Here is a 25600-nt window from a genome sequence, read left to right on the forward strand (position 1 = left end):
CCAGAGTGTGAACAGCAGTGAGGAGATCGCCGTGTCGGGTATGTCGGCGGGCCGGTCAGCCATGCGGATGGGACCCGCTGAGCTGGTGCAGGCGGCGGCCATGGCCCGCCGCTTCTACCTCGAGGGCAAATCCAAGATCCAGATCGCCGAGGAGTTCGGCGTCAGCCGCTTCAAGGTGGCCCGGGTCCTGGAGACCGCTCTCGAACGGGATCTGGTGCGCATCGAGATCCGCGTGCCGGCCGAACTGGACGCCGAGCGCTCTGACGCGCTGCGCGCCCGCTACGGCCTCAGGCACGCCGTCGTGGTCGAGTCCCCGGCCGAGGCCGAGGAGACGCCGGACCCGGAGAACCTGGGAGAAGTGGCCGCCGACCTGCTCGGCGAGCTCGTGAACGAAGGGGATGTGCTGGGCCTGGCCTGGGGCCGGTCCACCATCCACATGGCCGCGGCCCTCGACCGGCTGCCGCCGTGCACGGTGGTGCAGCTGACCGGCGTCTACGACGCCGGGACCGCCGAGCGCGGTTCGGTCGAGGCGGTGCGCCGCGCTGCCCAGGTGTCGGGCGGCGACGCCCACCCCATCTACGCGCCCATGCTGCTGCCGGACGCGGCCACCGCGGAGGCGCTGCGCCACCAGACCGGCATCGCGCGGGCCTTCGAGTACTTCGACAAGGTCACCGTCGCCTGCGTCTCCATCGGCTCGTGGGAGCCCGGCATCTCGACGGTGCACGACATGCTGAGCGACGAGGAGCGGGCGCACTACGCCTCGCTCGGCGTCGCCGCCGAGRTGTCCGCGCACCTCTTCGACACCGAGGGCCGCCGGGTCGGGCGGGACCTGCAGGAGCGGTGCATCACGGTCAAGGCCGACCAGCTCCGCCGTATCCCCGAGGTCGTCGCCATAGCGGGCGGGCAGCGCAAGGCGGGCGCGATCGACGCGGTGCTGAGGTCCGGGCTCGTCACCTCCCTGGTGACGGACACCTCGGCGGCGGACTACCTGATGACGTCCGGCCCGACCCCGAAGAACACGCTCAACAGGGCGGATCCGGACGGGAACTGACGGTAAGTCATGAAGGAGACGGCCGCGGCGGCATCGACGGGGTGGTGCTGCGGCTCGTCTCCGGAGTCCCGCCACGGGCGTGTGCCGTGTCCGGGAGCTTCGAAGGGCTGCGCGAGGTCTGTCACCTCGATGATCCATACGAATCGTTCAGGGCGGTGCTGACATGACCGACGATCCGCTCGCGCCCGTGCTCGCGGGCACCACGCCGCCCGGCGTCCTGTCCTGGCCTGCCGCTCTGCCGACGGCGCAGGCCGTGGACGCGGCACGGGCGGCAGAGTGGGAGGCGGCAGTCCTGGACCTCTCCGGTGTCACGGACAAGGCCGGGCTCATGACGGCGTTCGCCGACGCATTGCGCCTGCCCGACTGGTTCGGTGCGAACTGGGACGCTCTCGCCGACTCTCTCAGCGACCTGGAGTGGTGGCCCACGCGAGGGGGCCGGCTGATTCTCGTCCGCGAGTGGCAGGTCTTCGCGAAGGCCCGGCCCGACGAGTGGGGCGTCCTCCAGGAGATCTTCGCCGACGCCGCCGCACGCTGGCGGGAGACGGATACCGGACTGGTCGTCCTGATGGCGCTCGGCTAGAGCCGTCCGAGGTCAGGTCTTCGGCGCCGGCCGCGCCGGCCGCGCCGGCAGGGCCGTTCGGGACGCGATGCCCAGCGTGGCGTAGGCGTGGCTGAGGTGGTACTCGACCGTCTTGACGCTCAGGACCAGCTCCTGGGCGATACGGCGGTTGGTGAAGGCCATCGGCGGCGAGGCGGGCCACTGCCGGTTCCTGCGGGGTCAGTGGCAGCGGAGCCCTTGTGTCCGAGCCTACGGGCTGTCCGCACGCAGCCGGCTCGCGGGCACAGCGCCCGGCGAGCCAGACGCTCCCAGCTTCACGAAGGTGCCGTGGGCGGTCAGCAGGTGCTCGGCCGCGGCGGCACGTCGACCGGTACGGCGCAGGAAGACACCGAGGCCGAGGGCCAGCCGTGCCCCGTCGAACGGGTTCGCGACCGTCGCCGATTGCCCGAGGCCCGTCCGGAACGCCTACTCGGCCGCCTCGGGCCGCTGCCGCGCGGCGAGCGAGCGTGGTGGCGCACTCCTGATAAGGCGCACTCCTGATGCAGGGTGAGCCCGTACTGCTGCGTGCTCACCGGCTCCTCCCAGTCGCGGCGACCGTGGTCGCGTGCGCCCCCGGACGGGCTCCGGCTGCCCACGTAGGAACGCCGGGTCGGGGGCCGCGTCGGTGTCGGCCCCCCGGGGCGGCCCGGGGATCGGAGCCGGCACCGGCCAGGGAGGGCGCGGAAAGGCCCCCGGGGCACCCCGGGTCGGCAGTCCGCCGGGCCGGGCTTCGGAGGATGCGACAAACGCCCCGGTGACCTGCCTGGACGTTCCGACCAGCCCGCGCATACCCGGCGACATGGGACAATGAAGTACGTGCTTTCCCCCTGGCTGACCTGTCCGGGGGCCACCTCTGATCGACTGGGATGTGCAGCACGTGCGTTTCCTCAATGACATCCAGCCCGCGTACGACCTGACGTACGACGACGTCTTCATGGTCCCGAGCCGCAGCTCCGTCGGCTCGCGGCAGGGCGTGGACCTCAGCTCCCCGGACGGCACGGGCACCACGATCCCGCTGGTCGTCGCCAACATGACCGCCATCGCCGGCCGACGTATGGCCGAGACGATGGCCCGGCGCGGCGGCCTGGTGGTCATCCCGCAGGACATCCCGATCGACGTCGTCACCGACGTCGTAGCCTGGGTGAAGAGCCGCCACCACGTCCTCGACACCCCGATCGTGCTGGCCCCGCACCAGACCGTCGCCGACGCGCTCGCCCTGCTGCCCAAGCGCGCCCACAACGCCGGTGTCGTCGTCGACGAGAACCAGCGGCCGATCGGTGTCGTCACCGACTCCGACATCTCCGGCGTGGACCGCTTCACGCAGCTCGAAGTGGTCATGTCCCGGGATCTGCTGCTTCTCGACGCCGACCTCGACCCGCGCGAGGCCTTCAACACCCTCGACCACCACAACCGGCGCTACGCCCCGGCCGTCGACTCCGAGGGCCGTCTCGCGGGCATCCTGACCCGCAAGGGCGCCCTGCGCGCCACGCTGTACACGCCCGCCGTCGACGCGCAGGGCAAGCTGCGCGTCGCGGCCGCCGTCGGCATCAACGGCGACGTGGCGGGCAAGGCCAAGCAGCTGCTCGACGCGGGCGTCGACACCCTCGTCATCGACACCGCGCACGGCCACCAGGAGTCGATGATCGCCGCGATCCGGACCGTGCGGGCGCTCGACCCGCAGGTGCCGATCGTCGCCGGCAACATCGTCGCCGCCGAGGGTGTGCGGGATCTGATCGAGGCGGGCGCGGACATCATCAAGGTCGGTGTCGGTCCGGGCGCGATGTGCACCACCCGCATGATGACCGGCGTCGGCCGGCCGCAGTTCTCGGCGGTGCTGGAGTGCGCCGCCGAGGCGAAGAAGTACGGCAAGCACGTCTGGGCCGACGGTGGCGTCCGGCACCCGCGTGACGTCGCCATGGCGCTCGCCGCCGGTGCGTCCAACGTGATGGTCGGGTCCTGGTTCGCGGGCACCTTCGAGTCCCCGGGCGACCTTCAGCAGGACGCGAACGGCCGCCTCTACAAGGAGTCGTTCGGCATGGCGTCCGCGCGTGCCGTGGCCAACCGTACGTCCGAGGAGTCGTCGTACGACCGGGCCCGCAAGGCCCTGTTCGAGGAGGGCATCTCCACCTCCCGCATGTTCCTCGACCCGACCCGCCCGGGCGTGGAGGACCTGATCGACTCGATCATCGCGGGCGTGCGGTCGTCCTGCACCTACGCGGGCGCCGGCTCCCTGGAGGAGTTCGCCGAGAAGGCCGTGGTCGGCATCCAGAGCGCCGCGGGCTACGCGGAGGGCAAGCCGCTGCACGCCAGCTGGAGCTGACGCCTCGTCAATGCCCTTTGGTACGGCCCCCGTTGTCCCGCCCGCCGGGAAAATTGGGGGCCGTTCCCATGCTCCGGGAAGTAACTTCGGCGACATGGAGATCACCGTCTGCGGACCCGCCGATGTGGCGCTGCTCGACCGGCACATCGCTTCGCCCGGCGCCCTGTCGTTCCATGCGCGAAGGTTCGCACGTCAGCAGCGGGGTGAAAGCACCTATCTGGTCGCCTGGTTGGAGGGACGGCCCGTCGGGCACGTGGAGATGCGCTGGATCGGCTGCGACGCCCCCGCAGTGCGCACCGCGCGGCCCGGCTGCCCCGAGATCAACGGACTGGGCGTCTGGCCGGAGGAACTGCGCTCACGGGGCATCGGCACCGCGCTCGTCCAGGCCGCCGAGACGCTGGCCCGCGAACGCGGCATCACCGTCGTCGGCATCGGCGTCGCGAAGGACAACCCCCGTGCTGCCGCGCTCTATGCGCGGCTCGGCTACGAGCCCCTGCTCGACTACCACGACCGCTGGTCGTACGAGGGCCCCGACGGAGCGCTGCACGACTGGGTCGACGCGTGCACGTTCCTCGTCAAAGACCTGTTCTGACCAGCCCTGTGCAACGGTCGACAGCCGCCCCGCAACGAACACTCACCCAACCCCGAGACACGCAATGATCTTGCGGGCATACGCAAGGTTGCTGCATTTCACCAGCAACGTCACTCCTCGTAGGCTGTCGCCTCGTAAGTAGCGTGGCAGGGACCCCGCTCGGTGGGTCCCTGCTGCAAGGGGTGCCGCCGGTCCCTGCCGCCCTGACCGGCAGCGACAAGGAGCCAGCGCGTGCTCGACCAAGGCGCACCCCCGCAATCCCCAGGCCAGACGGCCGCCCCCGCGCCCCTCGGCGTCGGCGCGCGTCTGATGCGCCGCAAGCCCGTGGAACACCTGGTCGCGGAGGGTGGCCAGGGCGAAGGAGGGTCCCTGCGGCGCTCCCTCGGCCTGTGGCAGCTCACCATGATCAGCATCGGTGCCACGCTCGGCACCGGCATCTTCGTCGTCCTCGGCGACGCCGTCCCGGAGGCCGGTCCCGCGGTCACCCTCGCCTTCGTGATCGCCGGCCTGACGGCGCTGTTCTCGGCCCTCTCGTACGCCGAGCTGGCGGGCAGCATCCCGGTGGCGGGCTCCTCGTACTCGTATGCGTACGCAACGATGGGCGAGCTCGTCGCCTGGGTCTGCGGCTGGTGCCTGGTGCTGGAGTACGGCGTCTCGGTGGCCGCCGTCGCGGTGGGCTGGGGCGAGTACCTCAACGAGCTCCTCGACGGGACCATAGGCGTCACCATCCCGTCCGTACTGTCCTCCGCGCCCGGCGAGGGCGGGATCATCAATCTGCCCGCGCTGATCGTCGTCATGCTGGCGATGATCTTCCTGCTCGGCGGCGTCCGCGAGTCCGCCCGCGCCAACACGATCATGGTCGCCGTCAAGATCGCCGCGCTGGTGCTGTTCTGCGCGGTCGGCTTCATGGGCTTCAAGTCCGGCAACTACGCGGACTTCATGCCGCTCGGCATGGCCGGCGTGAGCGCCGCGGGTGCCACGCTGTTCTTCTCCTACATCGGCTTCGACGCCGCCTCCACCGCCGGTGAGGAGGCGAAGGACCCCAAGCGGGACCTGCCGCGGGCGATCATGCTCTCGCTGATCATCGTGACCGCGCTGTACGTCCTCGTCGCGGGTGTGGCCGTCGGCGCCTGGAACTGGACCAAGTTCGAGGGCTCCGAGGCATCCCTCGCCGCGATCATGAACGACGTCACCGGCCAGTCCTTCTACGGCACCCTGCTCGCCCTCGGCGCCGTCATCTCCATCGCGAGCGTCGTCCTGACCGTGCTCTACGGCCAGACCCGCATCCTCTTCGCGATGTCCCGGGACGGCCTGGTGCCCAAGGCGCTCGGCAAGGTCCACAAGAAGACCGGCGCGCCCCGCCTCAACACGATCATCGTGTCCCTGTTCTGCGGTGCGCTCGCCGCGCTCATCCCGCTGGGCAAGCTCGTCGACGCCACCAGCATCGGCACGCTGTTCGCCTTCGCGCTGGTCAACATCGCGGTGATCGTGCTGCGCGTGAAGCGGCCGGAGCTCGAGCGCACGTTCAGGGTGCCGTTCGGGCCGGTGCTGCCGGTGCTGGGCTTCCTCTTCTGCGCGTACAACATGTTCAGCCTCGACACCGTCACCTGGGTGGTCTTCGGGTGCTGGATGGCCGCCGGTCTCGTGTTCTACTTCCTGTACGGCTATCGCCGTTCCCGTCTCGCGACGGTCGAAGCTCCCGTAACACCAGAAGTGAAGTGAACCACCCGCAGTGCTGAACGATCTCGACGAACGCATCGTGCACGCCCTCGCCGAGGACGCCCGCCGCTCCTACGCGGACATCGGGCAACTCGTCGGCCTGTCCGCGCCCGCCGTGAAGCGGCGTGTGGACCGGCTGCGCGCCACCGGAGCCATCACCGGATTCACCGTACGGGTGGACCCGTCGGCGCTCGGCTGGGAGACCGAGGGGTTCGTCGAGATCTACTGCCGGCACAACACCTCGCCTGACACCATCAGGCGCGGTCTTGAGCGGTATCAGGAGGTCGTGGCCGCGTCCACCGTCACCGGGGACGCGGACGCGGTCGTGCAGGTCTTCGCCTCCGACATGCGGCACTTCGAGCGGGTGCTCGAGCGGATCGCCGGGGAGCCGTTCGTGGAGCGGACCAAGTCTGTGCTGGTGCTGTCGCCCTTGCTGCGGCGGTTTTCTTCCGGGTCGCCCACGTAGTGCTCCGCGGGGAAGCCGGGTTTCATCTGCGGGCCGGTGGGGGCTGGTCGCGCAGTTCCCCGCGCCCCTATGGGGCGTTCCTGCGGACCTTCTTCAGCATGTGCCGGACGACCAGTGCGTGGGCGCCCGTGCCGATGACGAGCCCTCGGTAGACGGTGCCCGCCGGGCCCGGGAACCTCGCCCTCGTCTCCGCCCGAAGACGCGTGTGGCCCCGGGGCGTCTCGTCCAGGTGGAAGATCAGGGCGTACGTCGAGAAGGGGTGGTGGCCGACGTAGGCCAGCTCCTGGCCCGGGACCGACACCGCCACCCGGAAGCCTCGGGAGCCGTTCATCATGGCGCCCAGTTCGTGCCAGACGGCGTCGGCGTTCGCCTCGACCGTCGTCGCGTGTTCGTCGACGAACGGCAGGGCAGGGATCTCGGTGGCGTCCATGGGAGAAGTCTCGCCCGCTCACCCACGCTGCGGCCTCCTCCGTCGGGCGGAGCCGCATAGCCGTACGGCGGAGGCGTCAGTCGGCCGTCTTCCTCGCCAGCGCGTTGTTGTCGATCGAGTTGTGGACGCTGAAGCTCACCGCGTCAGAGCGGTAGCGGTCGTCCGACCACTCCACCGGGCGGCCCTCGCGGGTCGTCGTCACGCGTCGCACCCGCAGGAGCGGGCTCGTGCGGCGGATGCCCAGCAACTCGGCGTCCTGGGCGCCCGCTGACACCGCGTCGATGACGTGCTCGCCGTAGGCGAAGACCAACCCCCTGTCGTCGTACAGGCGTTGGGTGACGGACGCGCAGTCGGGCTCTATGGCCTCGACGGCGGGGGAGATCCAGTCCGCGTAGACCGTGCGCTCCAGCAGGACCGGCTCGCCGTCCAGGCCGCGCACCCGCAGGACGTGCAACACCGGGGTTCCGGCGCTCAGTTGGAGGCGCACCGCGTCCTCCTTCGTCGCCGGGCGGTACTCCTGCGTGACCACGTGACCGGTCGCCTCGCGGCCCATCGCGTGCGCCCACTGGGCGAAGCTGCGCAGTTCGGCGAAGCTCTGGCTGCGGCGGCTGGCCAGCACGACGCGACGGGCGCCCTGGCGGGAGCCGATGAGGCCCTCGGCGGTCAGGGCCGCGACGGCCTGGCGGACCGTGCCGCGCGAGACGCCGTAGTGGGCCGCGAGATCCGTCTCGGCGGGCAGCAGACTGCCGACTGTGTACTCCTCGCGGTCGATCGCCCGGCGCAGCTCGTCGGCGATCTCCTCGTGTCGCGCCGTCATGCTTCCCCTCTGAGTCGGTTGCTGTGCACAGCGTGACCAGCCTAATCGAGACCGTCCGGTGCTGGGTCCCAGCAGGGAGTGTGCACGAATTCAGGGCAGAGGCTTTCGCCAGTGTTTACGAACGTGTCACCATCGGCGGGCCTACTGGGGCCAACTTGTTCAGACAAGTTTGAGACCTTTCCTGGGCAAGATCCTCCTGCACCCTCGCGCGTCCCCCTGGAGAAAAGCCGTGACCGTGTCCCTGCCGAGAACCGCTGTCCCGGTCGGCGCCCTCGCCGTCGTCGCCGCGCTCGCCCTGAGCGCCTGTGGCGCCGCCCCCGACAACGCGTCCACCACCGCCGACGGCAAGAGCGCCGCCACCGCCACCTCCGCCGCCGACCTCGGCGGCATGGACGCCCTGGTGAAGGCGGCCAAGAAGGAGGGCACGCTGCATGCCATGGCGCTGCCCCGCGACTGGGCCAACTACGGCGCCCTCATCGACGGCTTCCAGAAGAAGTACGGCATCAAGATCGAGGTCGAGAACCCCGACGGCTCCAGCCAGGACGAGATCAACGCCGTCACCTCGCGCAAGGGGCAGGACCGCGCCCCCGACGTGCTCGACCTCGGCAGCTCCTTCGCGATCAGCGCCGCCCAGCAGGGGCTGCTCGCCCCGTACAAGGTGGAGGCGTTCGCCGACATCCCCGAGGGCCAGAAGGACGCGCAGGCCCGCTGGTACAACGACTACGGCGGCTACATCTCCATCGGCTGTGACGCCAAGCGGGTCAAGGAGTGCCCGAAGACCTTCGCCGACCTGCTGAAGCCGCAGTACAAGGGGCAGGTCGCCCTCAACGGCAACCCCACCAAGTCCGGCTCCGCCTTCGGCGGCGTGTACGCGGCGGCGCTCGCGAAGGGCGGCTCCTTCGACGACATCCAGCCCGGCCTCGACTTCTTCGCCGAGCTGAAGAAGAACGGCAACTACACGCCCGTCGAGTCGACCCCGGCCACCGTCGAGAAGGGCGAGACGCCCATCAGCATCGACTGGGACTACCTGAACGCCGGGTACGCCGAGGAGTTCAAGTCCAAGGGCGTCGACTGGCAGGTGTCGGTGCCCAGCGACGGCAAGTTCTCCCAGTACTACTCCCAGGCCGTCAACAAGGACGCCCCGCATCCCGCGGCCGCCCGCCTGTGGCAGGAGTACCTCTACAGCACCGAGGGCCAGAACCTGTGGCTGAAGGGCTTCGCCCGTCCGGCCCTGATGACCGCCATGGAGAAGGCCGGCACCCTCGACAAGACGGCCGCGGCCAAGCTGCCCGAGGTCGCTGGGACGCCCGCGTTCCCGACCGAGGAGCAGCAGAACAAGGCCAAGACGGTTCTCGGCCAGGGCTGGGCGAAGGCCGTCTCCGGATGACGACCACCCTCACCCGGGTCGACACGGCGACCGCCGCTCCGCGTAAGCGGCGGCGCCGTGCCGTCGGCGGATGGCTCGCCGTCGTCCCGCTGCTCGTCTTCACCGCGCTCGCCTTCGGGCTCCCGGCCCTGGCCATGCTGGACGGCGCCTTCACCGTCAAGGACCCGGCCACCGGGGCGACTTCGTACAGCGCCGACAACCTGACCAACTCGCTCCAGGGCGCCTACCTCACGGCCCTCCTCGGCAGCGTCAAGCTGTCTGCCGTCTCCGCAGCGCTGGCCGCTCTGCTCGGGCTGCCGCTCGCCCAGGCCGTGGTGACCTCCCGCTTCCGCGCCCTGCGCGAGGCCGTGCTCACCGCGTCCGGCGTGCTCGCCAACTTCGGCGGCGTCCCGCTGGCCTTCGCCTTCGTCGCCACGCTCGGCAACGCCGGTGTGCTGACCCGGCACCTGGGCCTGACCGACAAGGGCTGGGACCTGTACAGCTTCTGGGGCCTGGTGCTCGTCTACCTGTACTTCCTGATCCCGCTGATGGTGCTCACCATCACCCCGGCTCTGGAGGGTCTGCGCTCCCAGTGGCGCGAGGCCGCGCAGAACAACGGCGCCACCACGCTGCAGTACTGGCGGCACGTGGCCCTGCCCGTGCTGCTGCCCACGCTCCTCGGCGGGTTCGTCCTGCTCTTCGGCAGCGCCTTCGCCGCGTACGCCACGGCCGCCGCCATGGTCGGCAGCTCGATCCCGCTGGTCACCCTCCAGATCGCCGACGCGCTCTCCGGCAACGTCCTGGTCGGCCAGGAGAACGTGGCGCTCGCGCTCAGCCTCGACATGGTCCTGGTCGCCGGCCTGGTCATGGCCGTGTATCTGCCCCTGCAACGACGGAGCGCGCGATGGCTCGCCTGAACCTGTGGCGGTGGGGCGTGCTCGGCCTCGCCGGACTGTACTTCCTGGTGCCGCTGGCCGCGTCCGTGCTCTTCACGGTCGACGTGCCCGGGCAGGGCATCACCTTCGACGCCTACGGCCGGATCTTCTCCACCGAGGGCTTCGTATCCAGCCTGCTGCTCTCGCTGGAGCTGGCCGCCGTCACCATCGCCGTCGTCCTGCTGCTGATGGTGCCCGCCATGGTCGCGCTGCGGCTCGGCGCGCCCCGGCTGCGGCCGGTCGTCGAGATCGTGTGCTCGCTGCCGCTGGTCGTGCCGCCGATCGCGTTCGTCGCCGGGATCGGGACGGTGCTGAAGTGGGGACCCGAGCACCTCTCGCGCACGCCGCTGTTCCAGACCTTCGTCGCGATCCAGAACCCGGACTTCCCCGTGGTGCTGGTCCTGGCCTACGTCGTGATGGCGCTGCCGTTCGTGTACCGGGCCCTGGACGCCGGACTGCGCGCCATCGACGTGCCGACCCTCGTGGAGGCCGCCCGCAGCTGCGGCGCCGGCTGGCCGCAGGCGCTGGTGCAGGCCGTCCTGCCCAACCTGCGCGGCGCGCTGCTCAACGCCTCCTTCCTCACCCTCGCCCTGGTGCTCGGCGAGTTCACGGTCGCGCAGCTGCTGGGCTTCCAGCCCTTCGCCGTGTGGATCGTCAACGTCAGCGGCTCGCAGGCCCAGCTGTCGGTCGCCGTGTCGGTGCTCAGCCTGCTCGTGACCTGGGTGCTGCTCCTTGTGATGGCCGGCTTCGGCGGCCGCACCCGTACCAACTCCCGGGGATGATCATGACCGTGCTCGAAAAGACAGCCGAAGCCACCGCGACCAAGGCCGCCACCGTCGAATTCCGTGGCCTGCGCCGGGAGTTCGGGACCACCGTCGCCCTCGACGGACTCGACCTGACCGTCGAACCGGGCGAACTCCTCGCCCTGCTCGGCCCGTCCGGCTGCGGCAAGACCACCGCCCTGCGCATGCTCGCCGGGTTCGAACATCCCGACTCCGGCCAGGTGCTCGTGGACGGCGAGGACGTCACCGCCATCCCCGCCCACCGCCGCGACGCCGGAATGGTCTTCCAGTCGTACAGCCTCTTCCCGCATCTGAGCGCCCTCGACAACGTGGCCTTCGGGCTGCGCATGCGCAAGGTCCGTACCGCCGAACGGCGCGCCCGCGCCGCCGAGTTGCTGGAGCTGGTCGGCCTCGCCGACAAGGGCGAGCGCTACCCGCACGAGCTCTCCGGCGGACAGCAGCAGCGCATCGCCCTGGCCCGTGCCCTCGCCCTGCGCCCGCGCGTCCTGCTGCTGGACGAGCCGCTGTCCGCACTCGACGCCAAGGTGCGCCTGACGCTGCGCGAGGAGATCCGCCGGCTCCAGCAGGAGCTGGGCATCACCACGCTGTTCGTGACCCACGACCAGGAGGAGGCGCTGTCCATGGCCGACCGGGTCGCGGTCATGCGCTCCGGACGGCTCGAACAGTGCGCCGCGCCCGCCGAGTTGTACGGCCGGCCCGCCACCGCCTTTGTCGCCGAGTTCGTCGGCACGATGAGCCGGATCCCGGGCAAGCTCGTCGAGGGCGGCGTCGAGGTGCTGGGGCGGCGGCTGCCCGTCGACGGCGACGTACCCTCGGTGTCCGAGGTCGACGTGCTGGCGCGGCCGGAAGCGGTGACGGTGCGCGCCGACGACGCCGCCGACGCGCGCGTGGTCGCCACGGCGTTCCTCGGGGCCACCACCCGGCTGACCGTACGGCTCGCGGACGGCACCGAGGTCAAGGCCGACCTGCCCGCCCACGAGGGTGCCGCCCTCGGCGCCGGCGCCGCGGTGAGCGTGTCGCTTCCGGAGCGGCCGGTGCTGGTGGCCGAACCCAGCCGCTGACCCCCGCACCACCTGTTGATCCCCCCACGCAAGAGACGCAAGAAAGAGACCACCGTGACTGAACTCCCGCTCCAGGCCGTCCTGTTCGACATGGACGGCACGCTCGTCGACACCGAGCGACTGTGGTGGGAGGCGGTGGAGCTCGTCGCCGGCCGGGCGCTGACCGAGGCGGACGAGGCGGAGGTGCTCGGCCGGCCCGTCGAGCACACCGCCGACTGGCTGGCCGCGGCCACGGGCGCGCCGGCCACCGAGCTCGCCGACGCGCTGCACCGCGAGTTCGCCGACCGCGTCCGGGCCGGCATCGTCCCCCGCCCCGGCGCGCTCGACCTGCTCGACGCCCTGGCCCGCGACAACGTCCCCACGGCCCTGGTCACGGCGTCGCCCCGAGCCGTCGCCGACACCGTCCTCGAAGCCCTCGGCGCGAGCCGCTTCGCGGTCTCCGTCACCGCCGACGACACCGACCGCACCAAGCCCGCCCCCGACCCCTATCTCGCCGCCTGCCGCGCCCTCGGCGTCGACCCGGCTGCCTGCGTCGCCGTGGAGGACACCCGCACCGGCGTCAGCTCCGCCGAGGCGGCCGGCTGCACGGTGCTCGCGGTGCCCTCGCTCGCGCCGATCGAGCCGGCCCCCGGGCGCACCGTCCTCGCCAGCCTGGAAGGCGTCACCACGGGGCGGCTGCGCGCCCTGCTGCCCGGCGCCCTGCCGTCGCCCGAGCTGCGCGTCATGAGCTGGAACCTCTGGCACGGCGGCACCAAGGTTCACGACCACCTGGCCAAGCAGCTCAAGGTCATCGCCGAGACCGGCGCCGACGTGGTCGGTCTCCAGGAGACCCACGGCACCGCCGCCCAGGATCTCGCCGACGCCCTCGGCTGGTACCACCACCGGGCCGGCGAGAACCTCGGCATCATCAGCCGCCACCCGATCACGGCCCGCTTCGGCGACCCTGCCGTCGGCTTCTACGGCGCGGCCGGCGTCCGCATCCGGGCGGGGGAGCGGGAGGTCGACATCTGGACGGCCCACCTCGACTACACGCCCTACGGCCCCTACGAGGCGGCCTTCGACGGTCTCCCGGCCGCCGAGCTGATCGCCCACGAGCAGGTGCGGCTCGAACAGATGCGGGACGCCCTGCGCCGCATCGAGGAGACGGCCGCACCCGGCGTCCCCGTCGTCCTCGTCGGCGACTTCAACAGCCCCTCCCACCTGGACCGGCCGGACGTCGAGTGGCCGGTGACGAAGGCGGCCGAGGAGGCGGGGCTTCGCGACTCCTACCGGGAGGCCCACCCGGACCCGGCCGACCGCCCCGGCCACACCTGGTCGCCGATCCACGCCCTGCACGAGGACGGCAGCGGACGCCCCGAGCCGCAGGACCGGATCGACTTCGTGCTGCACCTAGGCCTGCGCGTGGTCGACTCCGAGACGTACGTCAGCGGCCACCCGCGCCCCTGGCCGGACGTCGAGCACAACGAATGGCCCTCCGACCACGCCGCCGTGATCACCACATTTTCCCTGCGCGAGTGAGCCGGACCGGCCTACCATCGGTGCCATGACCTGGCTACATTGATCCAGCAGCCGTGCCTCCCGAGGGCCGCCTCGGACGCCGTACCCCCGGTGTCCGAAACGTCCCTGCGGGAAGGCCTCATGACACTCTCACCTGCGCGTGTGCCCGCCACCGGTGTCCGGCGGCTGACAGCCACGCTGTACGGCTACTCGTTCCTCGACGACTTCGTCCTGCTCTACCCGGTGTACGCGCTGCTGTTCGCCGACACCGGCCTGTCGCTCTGGCAGATCTCCTCACTGTTCGCCCTGTGGTCGATCACCGGCGTGGTCCTGGAGGTGCCCTCGGGTGCCTGGGCCGACGCGGTGTCGCGCCGCCGGCTGCTGTGGATCGGCCCTCTGCTCACCGCCGTCGGCTTCGCGGTGTGGGTGGTCGTCCCGTCGTACGGCGCCTTCGCGGCCGGCTTCGTCCTGTGGGGTGCCGCGGGGGCGCTCGGCTCCGGCGCGCTGGAGGCGCTGGTGTACGACGAGCTGGACCGGCTGGGCGCCGCCGACCGCTATGCGCGGGTCATGGGCCGGGCCCGGGCCGCTCGCCTGGTGGGCACGGCGGTCTCGGCCGGAGTCGCCGGGCCCGTCTTCGCCCAGGGCGGCTACCCGGCCGTCGGCGTCGCGAGCGTCCTGGCCTGCCTGCTGACGGCCCTCGCCGCGACCCGGTTCCCGGAGCACCGGATGCCGCCCCGGACCGGGCACGACAGCTGGGCGACGACCCTGCGGACCGGACTCGCCGAGGTCCGCAGGGACCGTTCGGTGCGTGGCGCCCTGCTGCTGATCCCCGCCGTCGCCGCCGTGTGGGGTGCGCTCGACGAGTACACCCCGTTGCTCGTCCGGGAGATCGGCGTCGCCGAGGCGACCGTGCCCTACCTGATCCTGCTGATCTGGGCGGGCGTCACCGTCGGAAGCCTGCTGACCGGACCGGCCGAACGTCTCGGCACCGCAGGCCTCGCGACGCTACTCGCGGGCGCCGCGCTGGCCCTCGCCCTCGGCGCCGCGGCCCGGTCGGTGGCCGGCATCGCCCTCGTCGGCCTCGCCTTCGGTGGCTTCCAGCTGGCGGAGGTGCTCGCCGACGTCCGCCTCCAGCACCGTATCGACGAGTCCCACCGGGCCACCCTCACCTCCGTGGCGAGCCTGGGCACCGAGCTGGCCACGGTCGCCACGTTCGGCGCGTACGCGCTGCTCGGTGCGGACGCGGCGCACAGCACGGTTTTCGCGGTGCTCGCGGTGCCCTATCTGGTGACGGCGCTCGCCCTGGCTAGAAATCGGGCTGCCACGGCACGACCGTGAAGTCGCCCGTCCCCTTCTTGACCTTCTCGAAGGGGGCGGAGCTCACGCACTTGGGCAGCTCCTTCGTCTCGACGGGGTTGCCCGTCGAGGCCCAGCTGTAGCCGAGGCGGTCGTGGCGGCCGGCGTCGTGCACGGTGACGCCGACCCGCTTGCCCTCGGCGCCCGGCAGGTCGGAGGAGGTGATGACCCCGGAGACGACAGCCACCTTCCCACCGGTGACCAGGCAGTCGACCTTGGCTTTGGCCCAGGCGCCCTCGCCGTTCAGGTAGTGGCTCCACTCGAAGGTGCCCGTGGCCTTCATCGGGTCGGCGTTGTCATTCGCCGCCAGGTGCGCGTCGAACGAGAACGTGATGTCGTCCCCGGCCGAGCGGTACAGCTTGGCGGTGCCGGTGAGCGCGGCGGCCTCGCGCCCGCGCGGCGCGTCGTCGGACGCGGTGGCGGACGAGGCCGCTCCGGCGGTGAGCAGCAGCGCGCAGCCGAGCACGACGATCTTCGTACGGCGGTTCATCGCGGTCCTTTCTGCAGGTCAAGCGGACGATCCCCACTCTCCCGGCGCCACGCCCGCGGCACATCGCACCGGGGGCGGGACCCCGCCTCCGCCATCCGGCGGGGACCTCGCCGTGCCCTGCGCCCCGAGAACGAGCGGACCTACGCCCGCAGTCGCGCAACAAATCGCCGCCCACCCCCCGGCGCACGCAACGAACCGCTCACCGGCGCGCAACGGCTCCTTCTTGTCCGGCCTGGTCAGCCGCCCGTACCGTCTACATGGCCCCCACAATCACCCTTTCGCCCCGGTGAGGACACGCATGCGCACCGCCCTGCTCCAGAGCTCCGGCCGCCCCGGCTCCACGTTCGAGAACCTCAAGGTCCTCGACGAGGCCGCGGGCCGTGCCGCCGCCGCGGGTGCCGGGCTGCTGGTGGCGCCGGAGATGTTCCTGACCGGGTACGCGATCGGCGACGACATCGCCCGCCTCGCCGAGCCCGCCGACGGCGACTGCGCGGACACGATCGCCGAGACGGCGAGTCGGCATGGCCTGGCGATCGTCTACGGCTACCCGGAGCGGGCGGGCGAGAGCGTGTACAACTCCGCCCAGCTGATCTCCGCCGACGGCACGCGGCTCGCCAACTACCGCAAGACCCACCTCTTCGGCTGCTTCGAGCGCGACCACTTCACGCCGGGCGAGCAGCAGGTCGTCCAGGCGGAGCTCGACGGCGTCCGCGTCGGCATCCTGATCTGCTACGACGTCGAGTTCCCGGAGAACGTCCGCGCCCACGCCCTGGCCGGCACCGACCTGCTCGTCGTCCCGACGGCGCAGATGCACCCGTTCCAGTTCGTCGCCGAGTCGATGATCCCGGTGCGGGCCTTCGAGAACCAGATGTATGTCGCGTACGTCAACCGGGTCGGCCAGGAGGGGGAGTTCGAGTTCGTCGGCCTCTCCACGCTCGCCGGCCCCGACGGAGTCGCCCGCACCCGCGCCGGCCGCGGTGAGGAACTCGTCCTCGCCGACGTCGACCCCGCCTTCGTCGCCGCCTCCCGCGAGGCGAACCCGTATCTGCAGGACCGCCGCCCCGGCCTCTACGGGTCGCTCGTCTGAATCCCCCCAGCCTTCACCAGCAGCTTTCCGCAAGGAGTCCGTACCCCATGACGTCCATGGTGCCCAACGCCGTCCAGCACGCCGACGAGCAGCAGCCGCCGATCACCATGTTCGGCCCGGACTTCCCGTACGCGTACGACGACTTCCTCGCCCACCCGGCGGGGCTCGGCCAGATACCCGCGACCGAGCACGGCACCGAGGTCGCGGTCATCGGCGGCGGCCTGTCCGGCATCGTCGCCGCGTACGAGCTGATGAAGATGGGCCTCAAGCCCGTCGTGTACGAGGCCGACCAGATCGGCGGCCGGCTGCGCACCGTCGGCTTCGACGGCCCCAGCACCGATGGCCTGACGGCCGAGATGGGCGCGATGCGCTTTCCGCCGTCCTCCACGGCCCTGCAGCACTACATCGACCTGGTGGGCCTTCAGACCAGCCCCTTCCCGAACCCGCTCGCCGAGACCACCCCGTCGACGGTCGTCGACCTCAAGGGCGAGTCGCACTACGCCGAGACGATCGACGACCTGCCGCAGGTCTACCGGGACGTCGCCGAGGCCTGGAACAAGTGCCTCGAAGAGGGCGCCGACTTCTCCGACATGAACCGCGCGATGCGCGAGCGCGACGTGCCGCGCATCCGCGAGATCTGGGCGAAGCTCGTCGAGAAGCTCGACAACCAGACCTTCTACGGCTTCCTCTGCGACTCAGAGGCGTTCAAGTCCTTCCGGCACCGCGAGATCTTCGGCCAGGTCGGCTTCGGCACCGGCGGCTGGGACACCGACTTCCCGAACTCCATCCTGGAGATCCTGCGCGTCGTCTACAGCGAGGCCGACGACCACCACCGCGGCATCGTCGGTGGCTCCCAGCAGCTGCCGGTGCGCATGTGGGAGCGCGAGCCGGAGAAGATCGTGCACTGGGCGTACGGCACCTCGCTGGCGTCGCTGCACGAGAACGGCGAGCCCCGCCCGGCCGTGACCCGGCTGCACCGCGCCGCCGGCAACCGGATCACCGTGACCGACGCGAACGGCGACATCCGCACCTACCAGGCGGCCGTCTTCACCGCCCAGTCCTGGATGCTGCTCTCCAAGATCGCCTGCGACGACTCGCTCTTCCCGATCGACCACTGGACGGCGATCGAGCGGACCCACTACATGGAGTCCTCGAAGCTCTTCGTGCCCGTGGACCGGCCGTTCTGGCTGGACAAGGACGAGCAGACCGGCCGGGACGTCATGTCGATGACGCTGACCGACCGGATGACGCGTGGCACCTACCTGCTGGACGACGGTCCGGACAAGCCCGCCGTCATCTGCCTCTCCTACACCTGGTGCGACGACAGCCTGAAGTGGCTGCCGCTGTCCGCGAACGAGCGGATGGAGGTCATGCTGAAGTCGCTCGGCGAGATCTACCCGAACGTCGACATCAGGAAGCACATCATCGGCAACCCGGTGACCGTCTCCTGGGAGAACGAGCCCTACTTCATGGGCGCGTTCAAGGCCAACCTGCCCGGCCACTACCGCTACCAGCGGCGCCTGTTCACGCACTTCATGCAGGACCGGCTGCCCGAGGACAAGCGGGGCATCTTCCTCGCCGGCGACGACATCTCCTGGACGGCCGGCTGGGCCGAGGGCGCCATCCAGACCGCGCTGAACGCGGTCTGGGGCGTGATGCACCACTTCGGCGGGGCGACGGACGCCGGCAACCCGGGCCCGGGCGACGTCTACGACGAGATCGCGCCGGTCGAGCTGCCGGAGGACTGACCCGGCCAGGGCCGTCAGATTCCGGCGGCCCGCACCGCCTCGTACACCTCGGCGGCGATGTCCTTGAGTTCCTCGGCGTCCCGTGCCAGGCCCTGGAACTCGAAGAAGAACTCGTCGAGCCCCTCCACGACATGCGCGGCCAGGTCCTCGACGATCTGGTCGACGCTGCCCTGGAACGCGGCGCGGTCAGGGCCGTCGTACGCCTTGGCGCTGTGCCGCGGGTTGATCCGGACCACCGCCTGGATCGGCTCGGTGCGGCCGCGCTCCGCCGCCAGGTCCTGCAACTGCCGCCACTGTGCGGTGAGTTGCTCGGCGCCCATGGCGATCGGCATCCAGCCGTCGAGCCGGTCGACCAGGCGGGTCATCGCCTTCCTGCTGTTGGTGGGCACGAGGATCGGGATCGGCCGGGCGGGCTTGGGGGAGACCACGGCCGACGTGACCTTGGAGTGCGGTCCGTCGTAGGACACGGGGTCCGGGCCCCATACGGCCCGGCACACGTCGATGACCTCGTCGAGCACCTTGCCCCGCTCCTCGAACGGGGCCACGCCCGCGGCCGCGTACTCGTCGAGCGACCAGCCGGTGCCGAGGCCCGCCACGACCCGGCCGCCGCTCGCCGCGTCCAGCGTGCCGAGGGCCTTGGCCAGCTGGAACGGGTTGTGCAGCGGGGCCACCAGGACGCTGGTGCCGAGCCGGGCCCGCTCTGTGGCCGACACCGCCAGGGTGAGCGTCACCAGGGGGTCCGGGACGCCCCGGTACATCTCGGGCCACGGCATCCCCTCGATGCCGTACAGGCCCTGTGTCGCGGGTTCCGGGAACAGGGCCCGCTCGTAGACCCAGAAGCTCTCGTAACCGATCTGCTCGGCGGTGCGCGCGACGTCCGGCACGTCACGGCCGATGTCGTACTGCTGTGCTTGGGGGAGGCTGAGTCCCAGCCTGATGGCCATCCGTACGCTCCTTTGCGTCGGTTCGTCTCAGACGGTTCAATCGTCAACTTAACTCAGGTAGCCGCCCGAGGCAGGTGTACGGCACCGGTGTGGCCGAGATCAGTCGGCCAGCGGGGTGAGCAGCATGCGCCCCGCCAGTCCCACCGCCGCGTCCAGTCGCTGGGTGAACTCCTCGGCGACGTCGGGCAGTCGGCGCAGCGCCCACAGCGTCCGGGCCGCCGACCAGGTGGCGTCCCGGGCCCGCTCCAGGCTCCAGGAGCCGAGCAGATGGGTGAGCGGGTCGGCGATCTGGAGCAGGTCGGGACCCGGCATCAGATCTTCGCGGACGCGCTCCTCCAGCGAGACGAGGACATCACCCACCCGATCGAACTCGTCCTCCAGGTCGACGGGTTCGCAGCCGAGGCTACGACTGGCGTCCACCACGGCGAGCGCCAGATCGTGGCCGATGTGCGCGTTGATGCCCGCGAGCGCGAACTGCAACGGTCGTACGCCCGGATGGCGCCGCATCTGGAACAGGGGCCGCCAGCAGGCGGGTGGGCGCCGCCCGTCCTCGGCCGACTCCACCGCCGCGAGATACCGCTGCGCGAACCGCACGTCCAGCGTGATGGCCGCCCGCGGGTCCGGGAACCGGCCGCCGTCGATGTGCCGGTCGACGGCCTCGGTGACGGCGAGGTAGACGCGGTTGAAGACGGCGACGCCGTCGTGTTCGGGCAGCGTCGCGTCGAGGGCGCGCATACGGGAGATGACCGCGTCCACGGCTGAGGTGAATTGTTCGCATTGCCCCATGGGGGCAATGTCCCAGCTTTAGGCTGGCGGCAGTGTCGGCGGGCCCGGCGCTTCCCCAGAACGGGGGAACGCGCCCGCCGAGGGGGAGGGGGAGCAGGACGTGCCAGGCTCACGTGCCCGGCGACTGGCCGCTCGCAGGGCCGAGCGCAGGAAGGTCGCCCGGCGGGGTGCCATGGTCGTGGCGGCCTTCGTCGTGGTCGCCGTCGGCGCGGCGACCGGGATGATCTCCGCGCTCGACGACCGAAGGGGCACCGACGAGGCCGGGCCGCCCGAGGTGACGCTCTCACCTCGCCTGGAGTACCTGCCGCCCGCGCCGTCCGCCTCCCCGTCGGTCACGAAGTCCGCCTCGCCGACGTCCGCTTCGCCGACCCCCAGGCCGAAGGCCAGTCCGAAGCCCTCGCCGACCCGGACCGAGAGGAAGCAGCAGCCGGCCGTGGCCTCCGCCCGTCTCTACCGCCACCCCGACTCCCAGGTCCTGGAGTGGGTCCGCGACAACCCCGCCGACCCGCGCCACACCCTCATCGAGTCCCGTATCGCCGCCCAGCCGGCCGCCGTGTGGTTCGCCGACTTCACGCCGGACACCATCACCGCCCGGGTCCGCGCGGTCACCTCGGGCGGGTCGGCGCTGGGACGGGTACCGGTGGTCGTGCCGTACGCCATTCCGGACCGGGACTGCGGCGGTTACTCCGAGGGCGGGGCGCCGAGCCTCGACGCCTACGACGCCTGGATCGACCGGTTCGCCGCCGGGCTCGGCTCCGGCGATGTCATCGTCATCCTGGAGCCCGACTCCGTCGCCCAGTCCGAGTGCCTCTCCGCCCGTGCCCGCGCCGACCGCTTCGCCTCCCTGGCCCGCGCGGGCCGCGTCCTCAAGGCGGCCAACCCCAAGGCCCGGGTCTACTACGACGCCGGGCACTCCGGCTGGAACGCGCCCGCCAAGCAGGCCGGTTGGCTGCGCCAGGCCGGCGCCGCCACGACCGCGTCCTCGGACGGCGTCTTCAGCAACGTCTCCAACTTCCACACCACACCCGACGAGATCGCCTACGACCGCCGGGTCCTCGACGCCCTCGGCGGCCCCGCGAGCCTGGGCGCCGTCATCGACACCAGCCGCAACGGCGCCGGAGCCCCCGCCGACGGGGAGTGGTGCGACCCGTCCGGCCGCAAACTGGGCCGGGCGCCGACCCTCGCCACCGGCGAGGCACGCATCGACGCCTACCTGTGGATCAAGCTCCCGGGGGAGTCGGACGGGTGCAAGGGCAGTCCTGGGACCTTCACGGCGTCGTACGCCTACGAACTGGCGCGCTGAGTCCCGTTGCCGGTGCCGCTCTCCTCGTCGTACGACGACGTCCCCTCGTCGAGCAGCGGCTCCTGCGTCTTGAGGTGGGCCGGGGCGAACGCCCGCAGCGCGTGGTAGCCCGTGATGACCACCAGCGTGCCAAGCGCGATGCCGCTCAGCTCGAAGGTGTCGGTGAACTCCATGGTGACGTTGCCGACGCCGATGATGATGCCCGCCGCGGCCGGCACCAGGTTCAGCGGATTGCGCAGGTCCACCTTGGCGTTGATCCAGATCTGCGCGCCGAGCAGGCCGATCATGCCGTACAGGATGACGGTGATGCCGCCGAGGACGCCGCCCGGGATCGCGGCCACGATCGCGCCGAACTTGGGGCAGATGCCGAAGAGCAGCGCGAAGCCGGCGGCGGCCCAGTAGGCGGCGGTGGAGTAGACGCGGGTCGCCGCCATCACGCCGATGTTCTCGGAATACGTGGTGTTGGGCGGGCCGCCCACCGCCGTGGAGAGCACCGAGGCGGCGCCGTCCGCGGAGATCGCGGTGCCCAGCTTGTCGTCCAGGTTGTCGCCGGTCATCTCGCCGACCGCCTTGACGTGCCCGGCGTTCTCGGCGACCAGGGCGATCACGACGGGCAGCGCCACCAGGATCGCCGACCACTGGAAGGACGGGCCGTGCAGATCCGGCAGGCCGAGCCAGTCGGCCTTGCCGACGCCGGAGAGGTCGAGCCGCCAGTGGTCGGTGAGCTTGCCGCTCGCGTCGACCGAGTGGATCCGGCCGAAGACGCGGTCGAAGGCCCAGGAGATGCCGTAGCCGAGGACCAGGCCCAGGAAGATCGCGATCCGGGACCAGAATCCGCGCAGACAGACCACCGCCAGACCGGTGAACAGCATCACCAGCAGTGCCGTCCACTGGTCCTGCGGCCAGTACGTCGACGCCGTGACCGGGGCGAGGTTGAAGCCGATGAGCATGACCACCGCGCCGGTGACGATCGGCGGCATCGTGGCGTGGATGATCCGCGCCCCGAAGCGCTGTACGGCGAGCCCCACCAGGAACAGCACGGCGCCCACGACGAGGACCGCGCCGGTCACGGTGGCGCTCGAACCGCCGTCGGCCCGGATGACCGCGGCGACGCCGACGAAGGAGAGCGAGCAGCCGAGATAGCTGGGCACCCGCCCGCGCGTGGCCAGCAGGAAGATGACCGTCGCGACGCCCGACATCATGATCGCCAGGTTGGGGTCGAGCCCCATCAGGACCGGCGCCACGAACGAGGCGCCGAACATCGCCACCACATGCTGGGCGCCGAGCCCGACGGTGCGGGGCCAGGAGAGCCGTTCGTCGGGCCGGACCACCGCTCCGGGCGCCGGGGTGCGTCCGTCGCCGTGCAGTTTCCAGCGGACGCCGAGATCCATGGTGCGGTTTCGCTTTCGTCGTGCGGGTGGGTGTCCGGACCATTGTCAGGGACACCCAAGGCGGCGCCGACCAGGGCCGATCAGGGATTCTGTGCGTCCGCCGGGGCGATGCGCGGTCGGCGCCGTGGAGCGAGGGCTTCAGGGCCGCGGGTCGGGAACCGCCGCGTCCGGCCGGCTGACCTTCGGGCGCTCGCGGTCGCCGGCGCGCAGGACCCGCGCGAACAGGATGAGCCCGGACGACAGCACGGTGACCAGGCAGAAGGACACCATCAGGCTGGTGGCCTGAGCGATCCCGCCGATCGCGCTCGGGGCGATGAGGCCCGAGGTGTAGGTGATCGTCGCGACGCCGGCGATGGCCAGCGAGGGGTTCGGGCCGCTGCGGCCCGCCGCCGCGAAGCACAGCGGCACGACCACCGCTATGCCCAGACCCAGCAGCGCGAACCCGGTCATCGCCACGGCCGGCACGTCCGACACGACGATGAGCAGTCCGCCCAGGGTGGCGAGGACACCGCCGGACCGGACCGTGCGCACGGAGCCATAGCGGTCCACCACCTTGTCGCCGGCGATCCGGGCGAGAGCCATGGTGAGCGTGAAACCGGTCGTGCACGCCGCCGCGAGCCCCGCCGAGGTGTCGAGCTGGTCCCGCAGATAGACCGCCGACCAGTCCAGGCTCGCGCCCTCCGCGAAGACCGCGCAGAACCCGACCGCGCCGATGAGCAGCGCCGACTTGGGCGGCAGCGCGAACCGGGGCGGCGGCTCCTCGTCCTCGGCGGGCTGGAGGTCGAGCACCCACTGACAGGCCGCCACACCGAGGAGGGTGAGGGTCGCCGCCGCGAACGCGTGGTGCAGGCGGGCGTCCGAGCCCAGGTGCGCCGCGAGTGTGCCGGCGGCCGAGCCGACCAGGGCGCCCGCGCTCCACATGCCGTGCAGGCCCGACATGATCGACCGGCCGAGCCGGGTCTCCACCTCGACGCCGAGCGCGTTCATCGCCACGTCCGACATGCCCGCCGTGGCGCCGTAGACGAACAGCGCCAGACACAGGGTCAGCAGGTTGGGGGCGAGGGCGGGCAGGGTGAGGGCGAGCGTCCACAGGGCGATCAGCCCGCGCAGGGCGCTCCGTGCGCCGAAGCGGTGGGTGATGCTGCCCGCCAGCGGCATCGCGACGGAGGCGCCGAGCGCGGGGAAGGCGAGGGCGATGCCGAGCTGGCCGGCGCTGACGTCCGCATGGTCCTGGATCCACGGCACGCGCGTCGCGAACGAGCCGGTGACGGCGCCGTGCACGGCAAAGACGGCGGCCACGGCGTACCGGGCGCGCCTCACTTCGCGCAGGTCGTAGACCATCCCACCCATTGTGTGACCCCTCCCGGTCTTCGCTTGTGCTCGGTTCGGGCGTAAACTATCAGGAACCCTGCCTGATAGATAGGTGAGTTACCGGCCGCTCGAAGCCGCCGTGCTGGGCGGCTCACCGCCGCCGGCAGTCGGCCGTCCGCCGCACGGTTCGCGATCTGGAAGGATCCCGGCATGCCCGCATCCCCGAGCACCGCCCGGGCCATCAACGACCGGCTCGCCCTCCGACTGCTCCAGCGGGAGGGCTCGTTGACGGCAGCGCAGCTGAAGCAGCTGACCGGACTGTCCCGGCCGACCGTCGCCGACCTCGTCGAGCGCCTCACCGACGCAGGCCTGATATCGGTCGTCGGCGAGGCCGGCGAGCAGCGGCGCGGCCCGAACGCCAAGCTGTACGGCATCGTCGCCGGCCGCGCCCATCTCGCGGCCCTCGACGTCCGCACCGAAGGCGTCTCGGTGGTCGTGTCCGACCTGGTCGGGACCGTGCTCGCCGAGGCGTCGGTGCCGATCGGCGGCGACACCGGGACGGGGCCCGCCGTGGAGCAGGCGGTGGCGCTGGTGGAGAGGGTCGTGAAGGAGGCCGCCGCGGACCGGCTCCACACCGTGGGCATAGGCGCCCCGGGCCTGATCGACCCGGCGAGCGGCGAGCTGCGGGACTCCTCCGGCCTGCCCGAATGGCACCGCCGGCTGGTGGCGACCCTCCAGGAACGGCTCCCCGAGGCCCGCGTCAGCGTCGAGAACGAGACCAACCTTGCCGCCCTCGCCGAACAGCGCGCCGGGGTGGCCGCCGACCGGGACACCTTCGTCCTGCTGTGGCTCGGCCATGGCACCGGCGCGGCGGTCGTCCTCGACGGGGCGCTGCGGCGCGGGGCCTCCGGCGGCACGGGCGAGATCGGGTTCCTGCCGGTGCCGGGGACGACGGGGCTGCCGTCGGCGGTGGACTGCGAGGGAGGGTTCCACTCGCTCGCGGGGTCGGCGGCGATCGTGGGCCTGGCCGGGGAGTACGGGCTGACGGTCGAGGACTCGTCCGCGCCCGAGCCGCACGCCGCGGGGGTGGTGGGGGAGGCCGTGACGCGGGTGGCCAGGGTCGGCAACGCGGAGGCCGGGGACGGCCGTTCGGGGCGCGACGGACCGACGGCCGGCCTCGGCGACGCCGCCTCGGCCGACCGTTTCCTCGACGCCCTCGCCGACCGCCTCGCCATCGGCGTCGCCTCCGTCGTCGCCCTCCTCGACCCCGGCTGTGTGGTCCTCGGCGGGGAGGTCGGACAGGCCGGGGGAGAGGTGCTCGCCGCGCGGGTGGAGAAGCGGATCCGGCAGATGTCGCCCCTCGCGACCGTGGTACGCCCCAGCGGCCTGGGCGGCGGCGCCGTCCTGCGCGGGGCACTGCTCACCGCGCGCGACGCGGCACAGGACGAACTCTTCGCACCACCGGACCGCTGACCGGGGTGGCGGGGGCCGGGGCGGTGGCCGGGCGCCGGCTCGACAGGGCCCGACGC

General features: G+C 71.7%; 24 protein-coding genes. 16 read left to right on the forward strand and 8 right to left on the reverse strand.

All coding sequences use genetic code 11. The annotated features are described in order from the left end of the window. Positions 1–7: 7 nt before the first annotated feature. Complete coding sequence (locus tag EAO75_RS24555) at positions 8–1051, forward strand: sugar-binding transcriptional regulator (protein ID WP_147997195.1); 1044 nt, start codon at positions 8–10, stop codon at positions 1049–1051. A 163-nt stretch (positions 1052–1214) separates the two neighbouring features. Then, positions 1215–1631, forward strand: coding sequence for a barstar family protein (locus EAO75_RS24560; RefSeq protein WP_147997196.1), 417 nt, complete (start codon positions 1215–1217; stop codon positions 1629–1631). A 12-nt stretch (positions 1632–1643) separates the two neighbouring features. On the opposite strand, the gene EAO75_RS24565 is transcribed toward EAO75_RS24560, so the two are convergent. Beyond that, on the reverse strand, positions 1644–1793 hold the full coding sequence (locus EAO75_RS24565; RefSeq protein ID WP_147997197.1) for a LuxR C-terminal-related transcriptional regulator: 150 nt from the start codon (positions 1791–1793) through the stop codon (positions 1644–1646). Positions 1794–2526: 733 nt separating this feature from the next. Here EAO75_RS24565 and EAO75_RS24570 point away from each other — a divergent pair. From EAO75_RS24570 to EAO75_RS24585, 4 genes are all read left to right on the forward strand, one after another. After that, complete coding sequence (locus EAO75_RS24570) at positions 2527–3969, forward strand: GuaB1 family IMP dehydrogenase-related protein (protein WP_187284566.1); 1443 nt, start codon at positions 2527–2529, stop codon at positions 3967–3969. A gap of 94 nt (positions 3970–4063) precedes the next feature. After that, positions 4064–4561, forward strand: coding sequence for a GNAT family N-acetyltransferase (locus EAO75_RS24575; protein ID WP_147997199.1), 498 nt, complete (start codon positions 4064–4066; stop codon positions 4559–4561). A 231-nt stretch (positions 4562–4792) separates the two neighbouring features. Next, complete coding sequence (locus EAO75_RS24580) at positions 4793–6283, forward strand: amino acid permease (RefSeq protein WP_147997200.1); 1491 nt, start codon at positions 4793–4795, stop codon at positions 6281–6283. Between the two features lie 10 nt (positions 6284–6293). Next, the gene (locus EAO75_RS24585; RefSeq protein ID WP_048581051.1) at positions 6294–6746 is read left to right on the forward strand and encodes an Lrp/AsnC family transcriptional regulator; all 453 of its coding nucleotides are present in this window, start codon (positions 6294–6296) and stop codon (positions 6744–6746) included. Between the two features lie 67 nt (positions 6747–6813). Here the strand turns inward: EAO75_RS24585 and EAO75_RS24590 are convergent, their stop codons facing one another. Beyond that, positions 6814–7176, reverse strand: coding sequence for a hypothetical protein (locus EAO75_RS24590; RefSeq protein WP_147997201.1), 363 nt, complete (start codon positions 7174–7176; stop codon positions 6814–6816). 76 nt (positions 7177–7252) lie between these two features. Continuing rightward, positions 7253–7993, reverse strand: coding sequence for a GntR family transcriptional regulator (locus EAO75_RS24595; RefSeq protein ID WP_147997202.1), 741 nt, complete (start codon positions 7991–7993; stop codon positions 7253–7255). Between the two features lie 229 nt (positions 7994–8222). Here EAO75_RS24595 and EAO75_RS24600 point away from each other — a divergent pair, with 229 nt between their 5' ends. The 6 genes from EAO75_RS24600 to EAO75_RS24625 all read left to right on the forward strand — a co-directional run bounded on the left by EAO75_RS24600 (position 8223) and on the right by EAO75_RS24625 (position 14993). Further along, positions 8223–9380, forward strand: a complete 1158-nt coding sequence (locus EAO75_RS24600) for an ABC transporter substrate-binding protein (protein WP_147997203.1) — start codon at positions 8223–8225, stop codon at positions 9378–9380. After that, positions 9377–10276, forward strand: a complete 900-nt coding sequence (locus EAO75_RS24605; protein ID WP_147997204.1) for an ABC transporter permease — start codon at positions 9377–9379, stop codon at positions 10274–10276. Before EAO75_RS24600 ends, EAO75_RS24605 begins: the two co-directional genes overlap by 4 nt. Next, a complete protein-coding gene (locus EAO75_RS24610; protein WP_147997205.1) occupies positions 10264–11076 on the forward strand; it encodes an ABC transporter permease in 813 nt (270 codons plus the stop codon). Before EAO75_RS24605 ends, EAO75_RS24610 begins: the two co-directional genes overlap by 13 nt. A gap of 2 nt (positions 11077–11078) precedes the next feature. Next, positions 11079–12158 carry an ABC transporter ATP-binding protein gene (locus tag EAO75_RS24615; RefSeq protein WP_147997206.1) on the forward strand — a complete coding sequence of 360 codons (1080 nt, stop codon included), beginning with the start codon at positions 11079–11081 and terminating at the stop codon, positions 12156–12158. Between the two features lie 54 nt (positions 12159–12212). After that, the gene (locus EAO75_RS24620) at positions 12213–13676 is read left to right on the forward strand and encodes an HAD-IA family hydrolase (protein WP_147997207.1); all 1464 of its coding nucleotides are present in this window, start codon (positions 12213–12215) and stop codon (positions 13674–13676) included. A 120-nt stretch (positions 13677–13796) separates the two neighbouring features. Further along, positions 13797–14993, forward strand: coding sequence for an MFS transporter (locus EAO75_RS24625; RefSeq protein ID WP_147997208.1), 1197 nt, complete (start codon positions 13797–13799; stop codon positions 14991–14993). Here EAO75_RS24625 and EAO75_RS24630 read toward each other — a convergent pair. Then, the gene (locus EAO75_RS24630) at positions 14962–15501 is read right to left on the reverse strand and encodes a Repetin (protein ID WP_147997209.1); all 540 of its coding nucleotides are present in this window, start codon (positions 15499–15501) and stop codon (positions 14962–14964) included. The two genes, EAO75_RS24625 and EAO75_RS24630, sit on opposite strands and share 32 nt — an antisense overlap. Positions 15502–15799: 298 nt before the next feature. Between EAO75_RS24630 and EAO75_RS24635 the strand changes: the two genes are divergently transcribed. Continuing rightward, positions 15800–16588, forward strand: coding sequence for a carbon-nitrogen hydrolase family protein (locus tag EAO75_RS24635; protein ID WP_147997210.1), 789 nt, complete (start codon positions 15800–15802; stop codon positions 16586–16588). Positions 16589–16635: 47 nt separating this feature from the next. Further along, positions 16636–18336 carry a flavin monoamine oxidase family protein gene (locus EAO75_RS24640; RefSeq protein WP_147997211.1) on the forward strand — a complete coding sequence of 567 codons (1701 nt, stop codon included), beginning with the start codon at positions 16636–16638 and terminating at the stop codon, positions 18334–18336. A 14-nt stretch (positions 18337–18350) separates the two neighbouring features. Here EAO75_RS24640 and EAO75_RS24645 read toward each other — a convergent pair whose 3' ends face one another. Further along, positions 18351–19280: an LLM class F420-dependent oxidoreductase gene (locus EAO75_RS24645; RefSeq protein WP_147997212.1), complete on the reverse strand. Its 930-nt coding sequence runs from the start codon at positions 19278–19280 to the stop codon at positions 18351–18353. 99 nt (positions 19281–19379) lie between these two features. Further along, a complete protein-coding gene (locus tag EAO75_RS24650) occupies positions 19380–20066 on the reverse strand; it encodes a DUF5995 family protein (RefSeq protein WP_147997213.1) in 687 nt (228 codons plus the stop codon). A gap of 172 nt (positions 20067–20238) precedes the next feature. Between EAO75_RS24650 and EAO75_RS24655 the strand changes: the two genes are divergently transcribed. Then, positions 20239–21369, forward strand: a complete 1131-nt coding sequence (locus EAO75_RS24655; protein WP_147998053.1) for a glycoside hydrolase family 6 protein — start codon at positions 20239–20241, stop codon at positions 21367–21369. Here the strand turns inward: EAO75_RS24655 and EAO75_RS24660 are convergent. Together EAO75_RS24660 and EAO75_RS24665 are read right to left on the reverse strand one after the other, a co-directional pair. Then, on the reverse strand, positions 21351–22760 hold the full coding sequence (locus tag EAO75_RS24660) for a uracil-xanthine permease family protein (RefSeq protein ID WP_147997214.1): 1410 nt from the start codon (positions 22758–22760) through the stop codon (positions 21351–21353). The two genes, EAO75_RS24655 and EAO75_RS24660, sit on opposite strands and share 19 nt — an antisense overlap. Positions 22761–22898: 138 nt before the next feature. Beyond that, positions 22899–24101, reverse strand: coding sequence for an MFS transporter (locus EAO75_RS24665; RefSeq protein ID WP_410092475.1), 1203 nt, complete (start codon positions 24099–24101; stop codon positions 22899–22901). 180 nt (positions 24102–24281) lie between these two features. On the opposite strand from EAO75_RS24665, the gene EAO75_RS24670 reads away from it, so the two are divergent. Beyond that, complete coding sequence (locus EAO75_RS24670; RefSeq protein WP_147997216.1) at positions 24282–25544, forward strand: ROK family transcriptional regulator; 1263 nt, start codon at positions 24282–24284, stop codon at positions 25542–25544. The last annotated feature ends 56 nt before the right edge of the window (positions 25545–25600 follow it).

Source organism: Streptomyces sp. UW30, from assembly GCF_008042075.1.
GTDB lineage: Bacteria > Actinomycetota > Actinomycetes > Streptomycetales > Streptomycetaceae > Streptomyces.

Bases quoted from the DNA above. Each gene is read 5' to 3' on its own strand.
- EAO75_RS24625 (WP_147997208.1), top strand. From the start codon at position 13,797: ATGACACTCTCACCTGCGCGTGTGCCCGCCACCGGTGTCCGGCGGCTG.
- EAO75_RS24630 (WP_147997209.1), bottom strand. From the start codon at position 15,501: ATGAACCGCCGTACGAAGATCGTCGTGCTCGGCTGCGCGCTGCTGCTC.
- EAO75_RS24665 (WP_410092475.1), bottom strand. From the start codon at position 24,101: ATGGTCTACGACCTGCGCGAAGTGAGGCGCGCCCGGTACGCCGTGGCC.
- EAO75_RS24590 (WP_147997201.1), bottom strand. From the start codon at position 7,176: ATGGACGCCACCGAGATCCCTGCCCTGCCGTTCGTCGACGAACACGCG.
- EAO75_RS24615 (WP_147997206.1), top strand. From the start codon at position 11,079: ATGACCGTGCTCGAAAAGACAGCCGAAGCCACCGCGACCAAGGCCGCC.
- EAO75_RS24605 (WP_147997204.1), top strand. From the start codon at position 9,377: ATGACGACCACCCTCACCCGGGTCGACACGGCGACCGCCGCTCCGCGT.
- EAO75_RS24565 (WP_147997197.1), bottom strand. From the start codon at position 1,793: ATGGCCTTCACCAACCGCCGTATCGCCCAGGAGCTGGTCCTGAGCGTC.
- EAO75_RS24645 (WP_147997212.1), bottom strand. From the start codon at position 19,280: ATGGCCATCAGGCTGGGACTCAGCCTCCCCCAAGCACAGCAGTACGAC.
- EAO75_RS24635 (WP_147997210.1), top strand. From the start codon at position 15,800: ATGCGCACCGCCCTGCTCCAGAGCTCCGGCCGCCCCGGCTCCACGTTC.
- EAO75_RS24670 (WP_147997216.1), top strand. From the start codon at position 24,282: ATGCCCGCATCCCCGAGCACCGCCCGGGCCATCAACGACCGGCTCGCC.
- EAO75_RS24560 (WP_147997196.1), top strand. From the start codon at position 1,215: ATGACCGACGATCCGCTCGCGCCCGTGCTCGCGGGCACCACGCCGCCC.
- EAO75_RS24640 (WP_147997211.1), top strand. From the start codon at position 16,636: ATGACGTCCATGGTGCCCAACGCCGTCCAGCACGCCGACGAGCAGCAG.
- EAO75_RS24650 (WP_147997213.1), bottom strand. From the start codon at position 20,066: ATGGGGCAATGCGAACAATTCACCTCAGCCGTGGACGCGGTCATCTCC.
- EAO75_RS24595 (WP_147997202.1), bottom strand. From the start codon at position 7,993: ATGACGGCGCGACACGAGGAGATCGCCGACGAGCTGCGCCGGGCGATC.
- EAO75_RS24660 (WP_147997214.1), bottom strand. From the start codon at position 22,760: ATGGATCTCGGCGTCCGCTGGAAACTGCACGGCGACGGACGCACCCCG.
- EAO75_RS24655 (WP_147998053.1), top strand. From the start codon at position 20,239: ATGGTCGTGGCGGCCTTCGTCGTGGTCGCCGTCGGCGCGGCGACCGGG.
- EAO75_RS24575 (WP_147997199.1), top strand. From the start codon at position 4,064: ATGGAGATCACCGTCTGCGGACCCGCCGATGTGGCGCTGCTCGACCGG.
- EAO75_RS24610 (WP_147997205.1), top strand. From the start codon at position 10,264: ATGGCTCGCCTGAACCTGTGGCGGTGGGGCGTGCTCGGCCTCGCCGGA.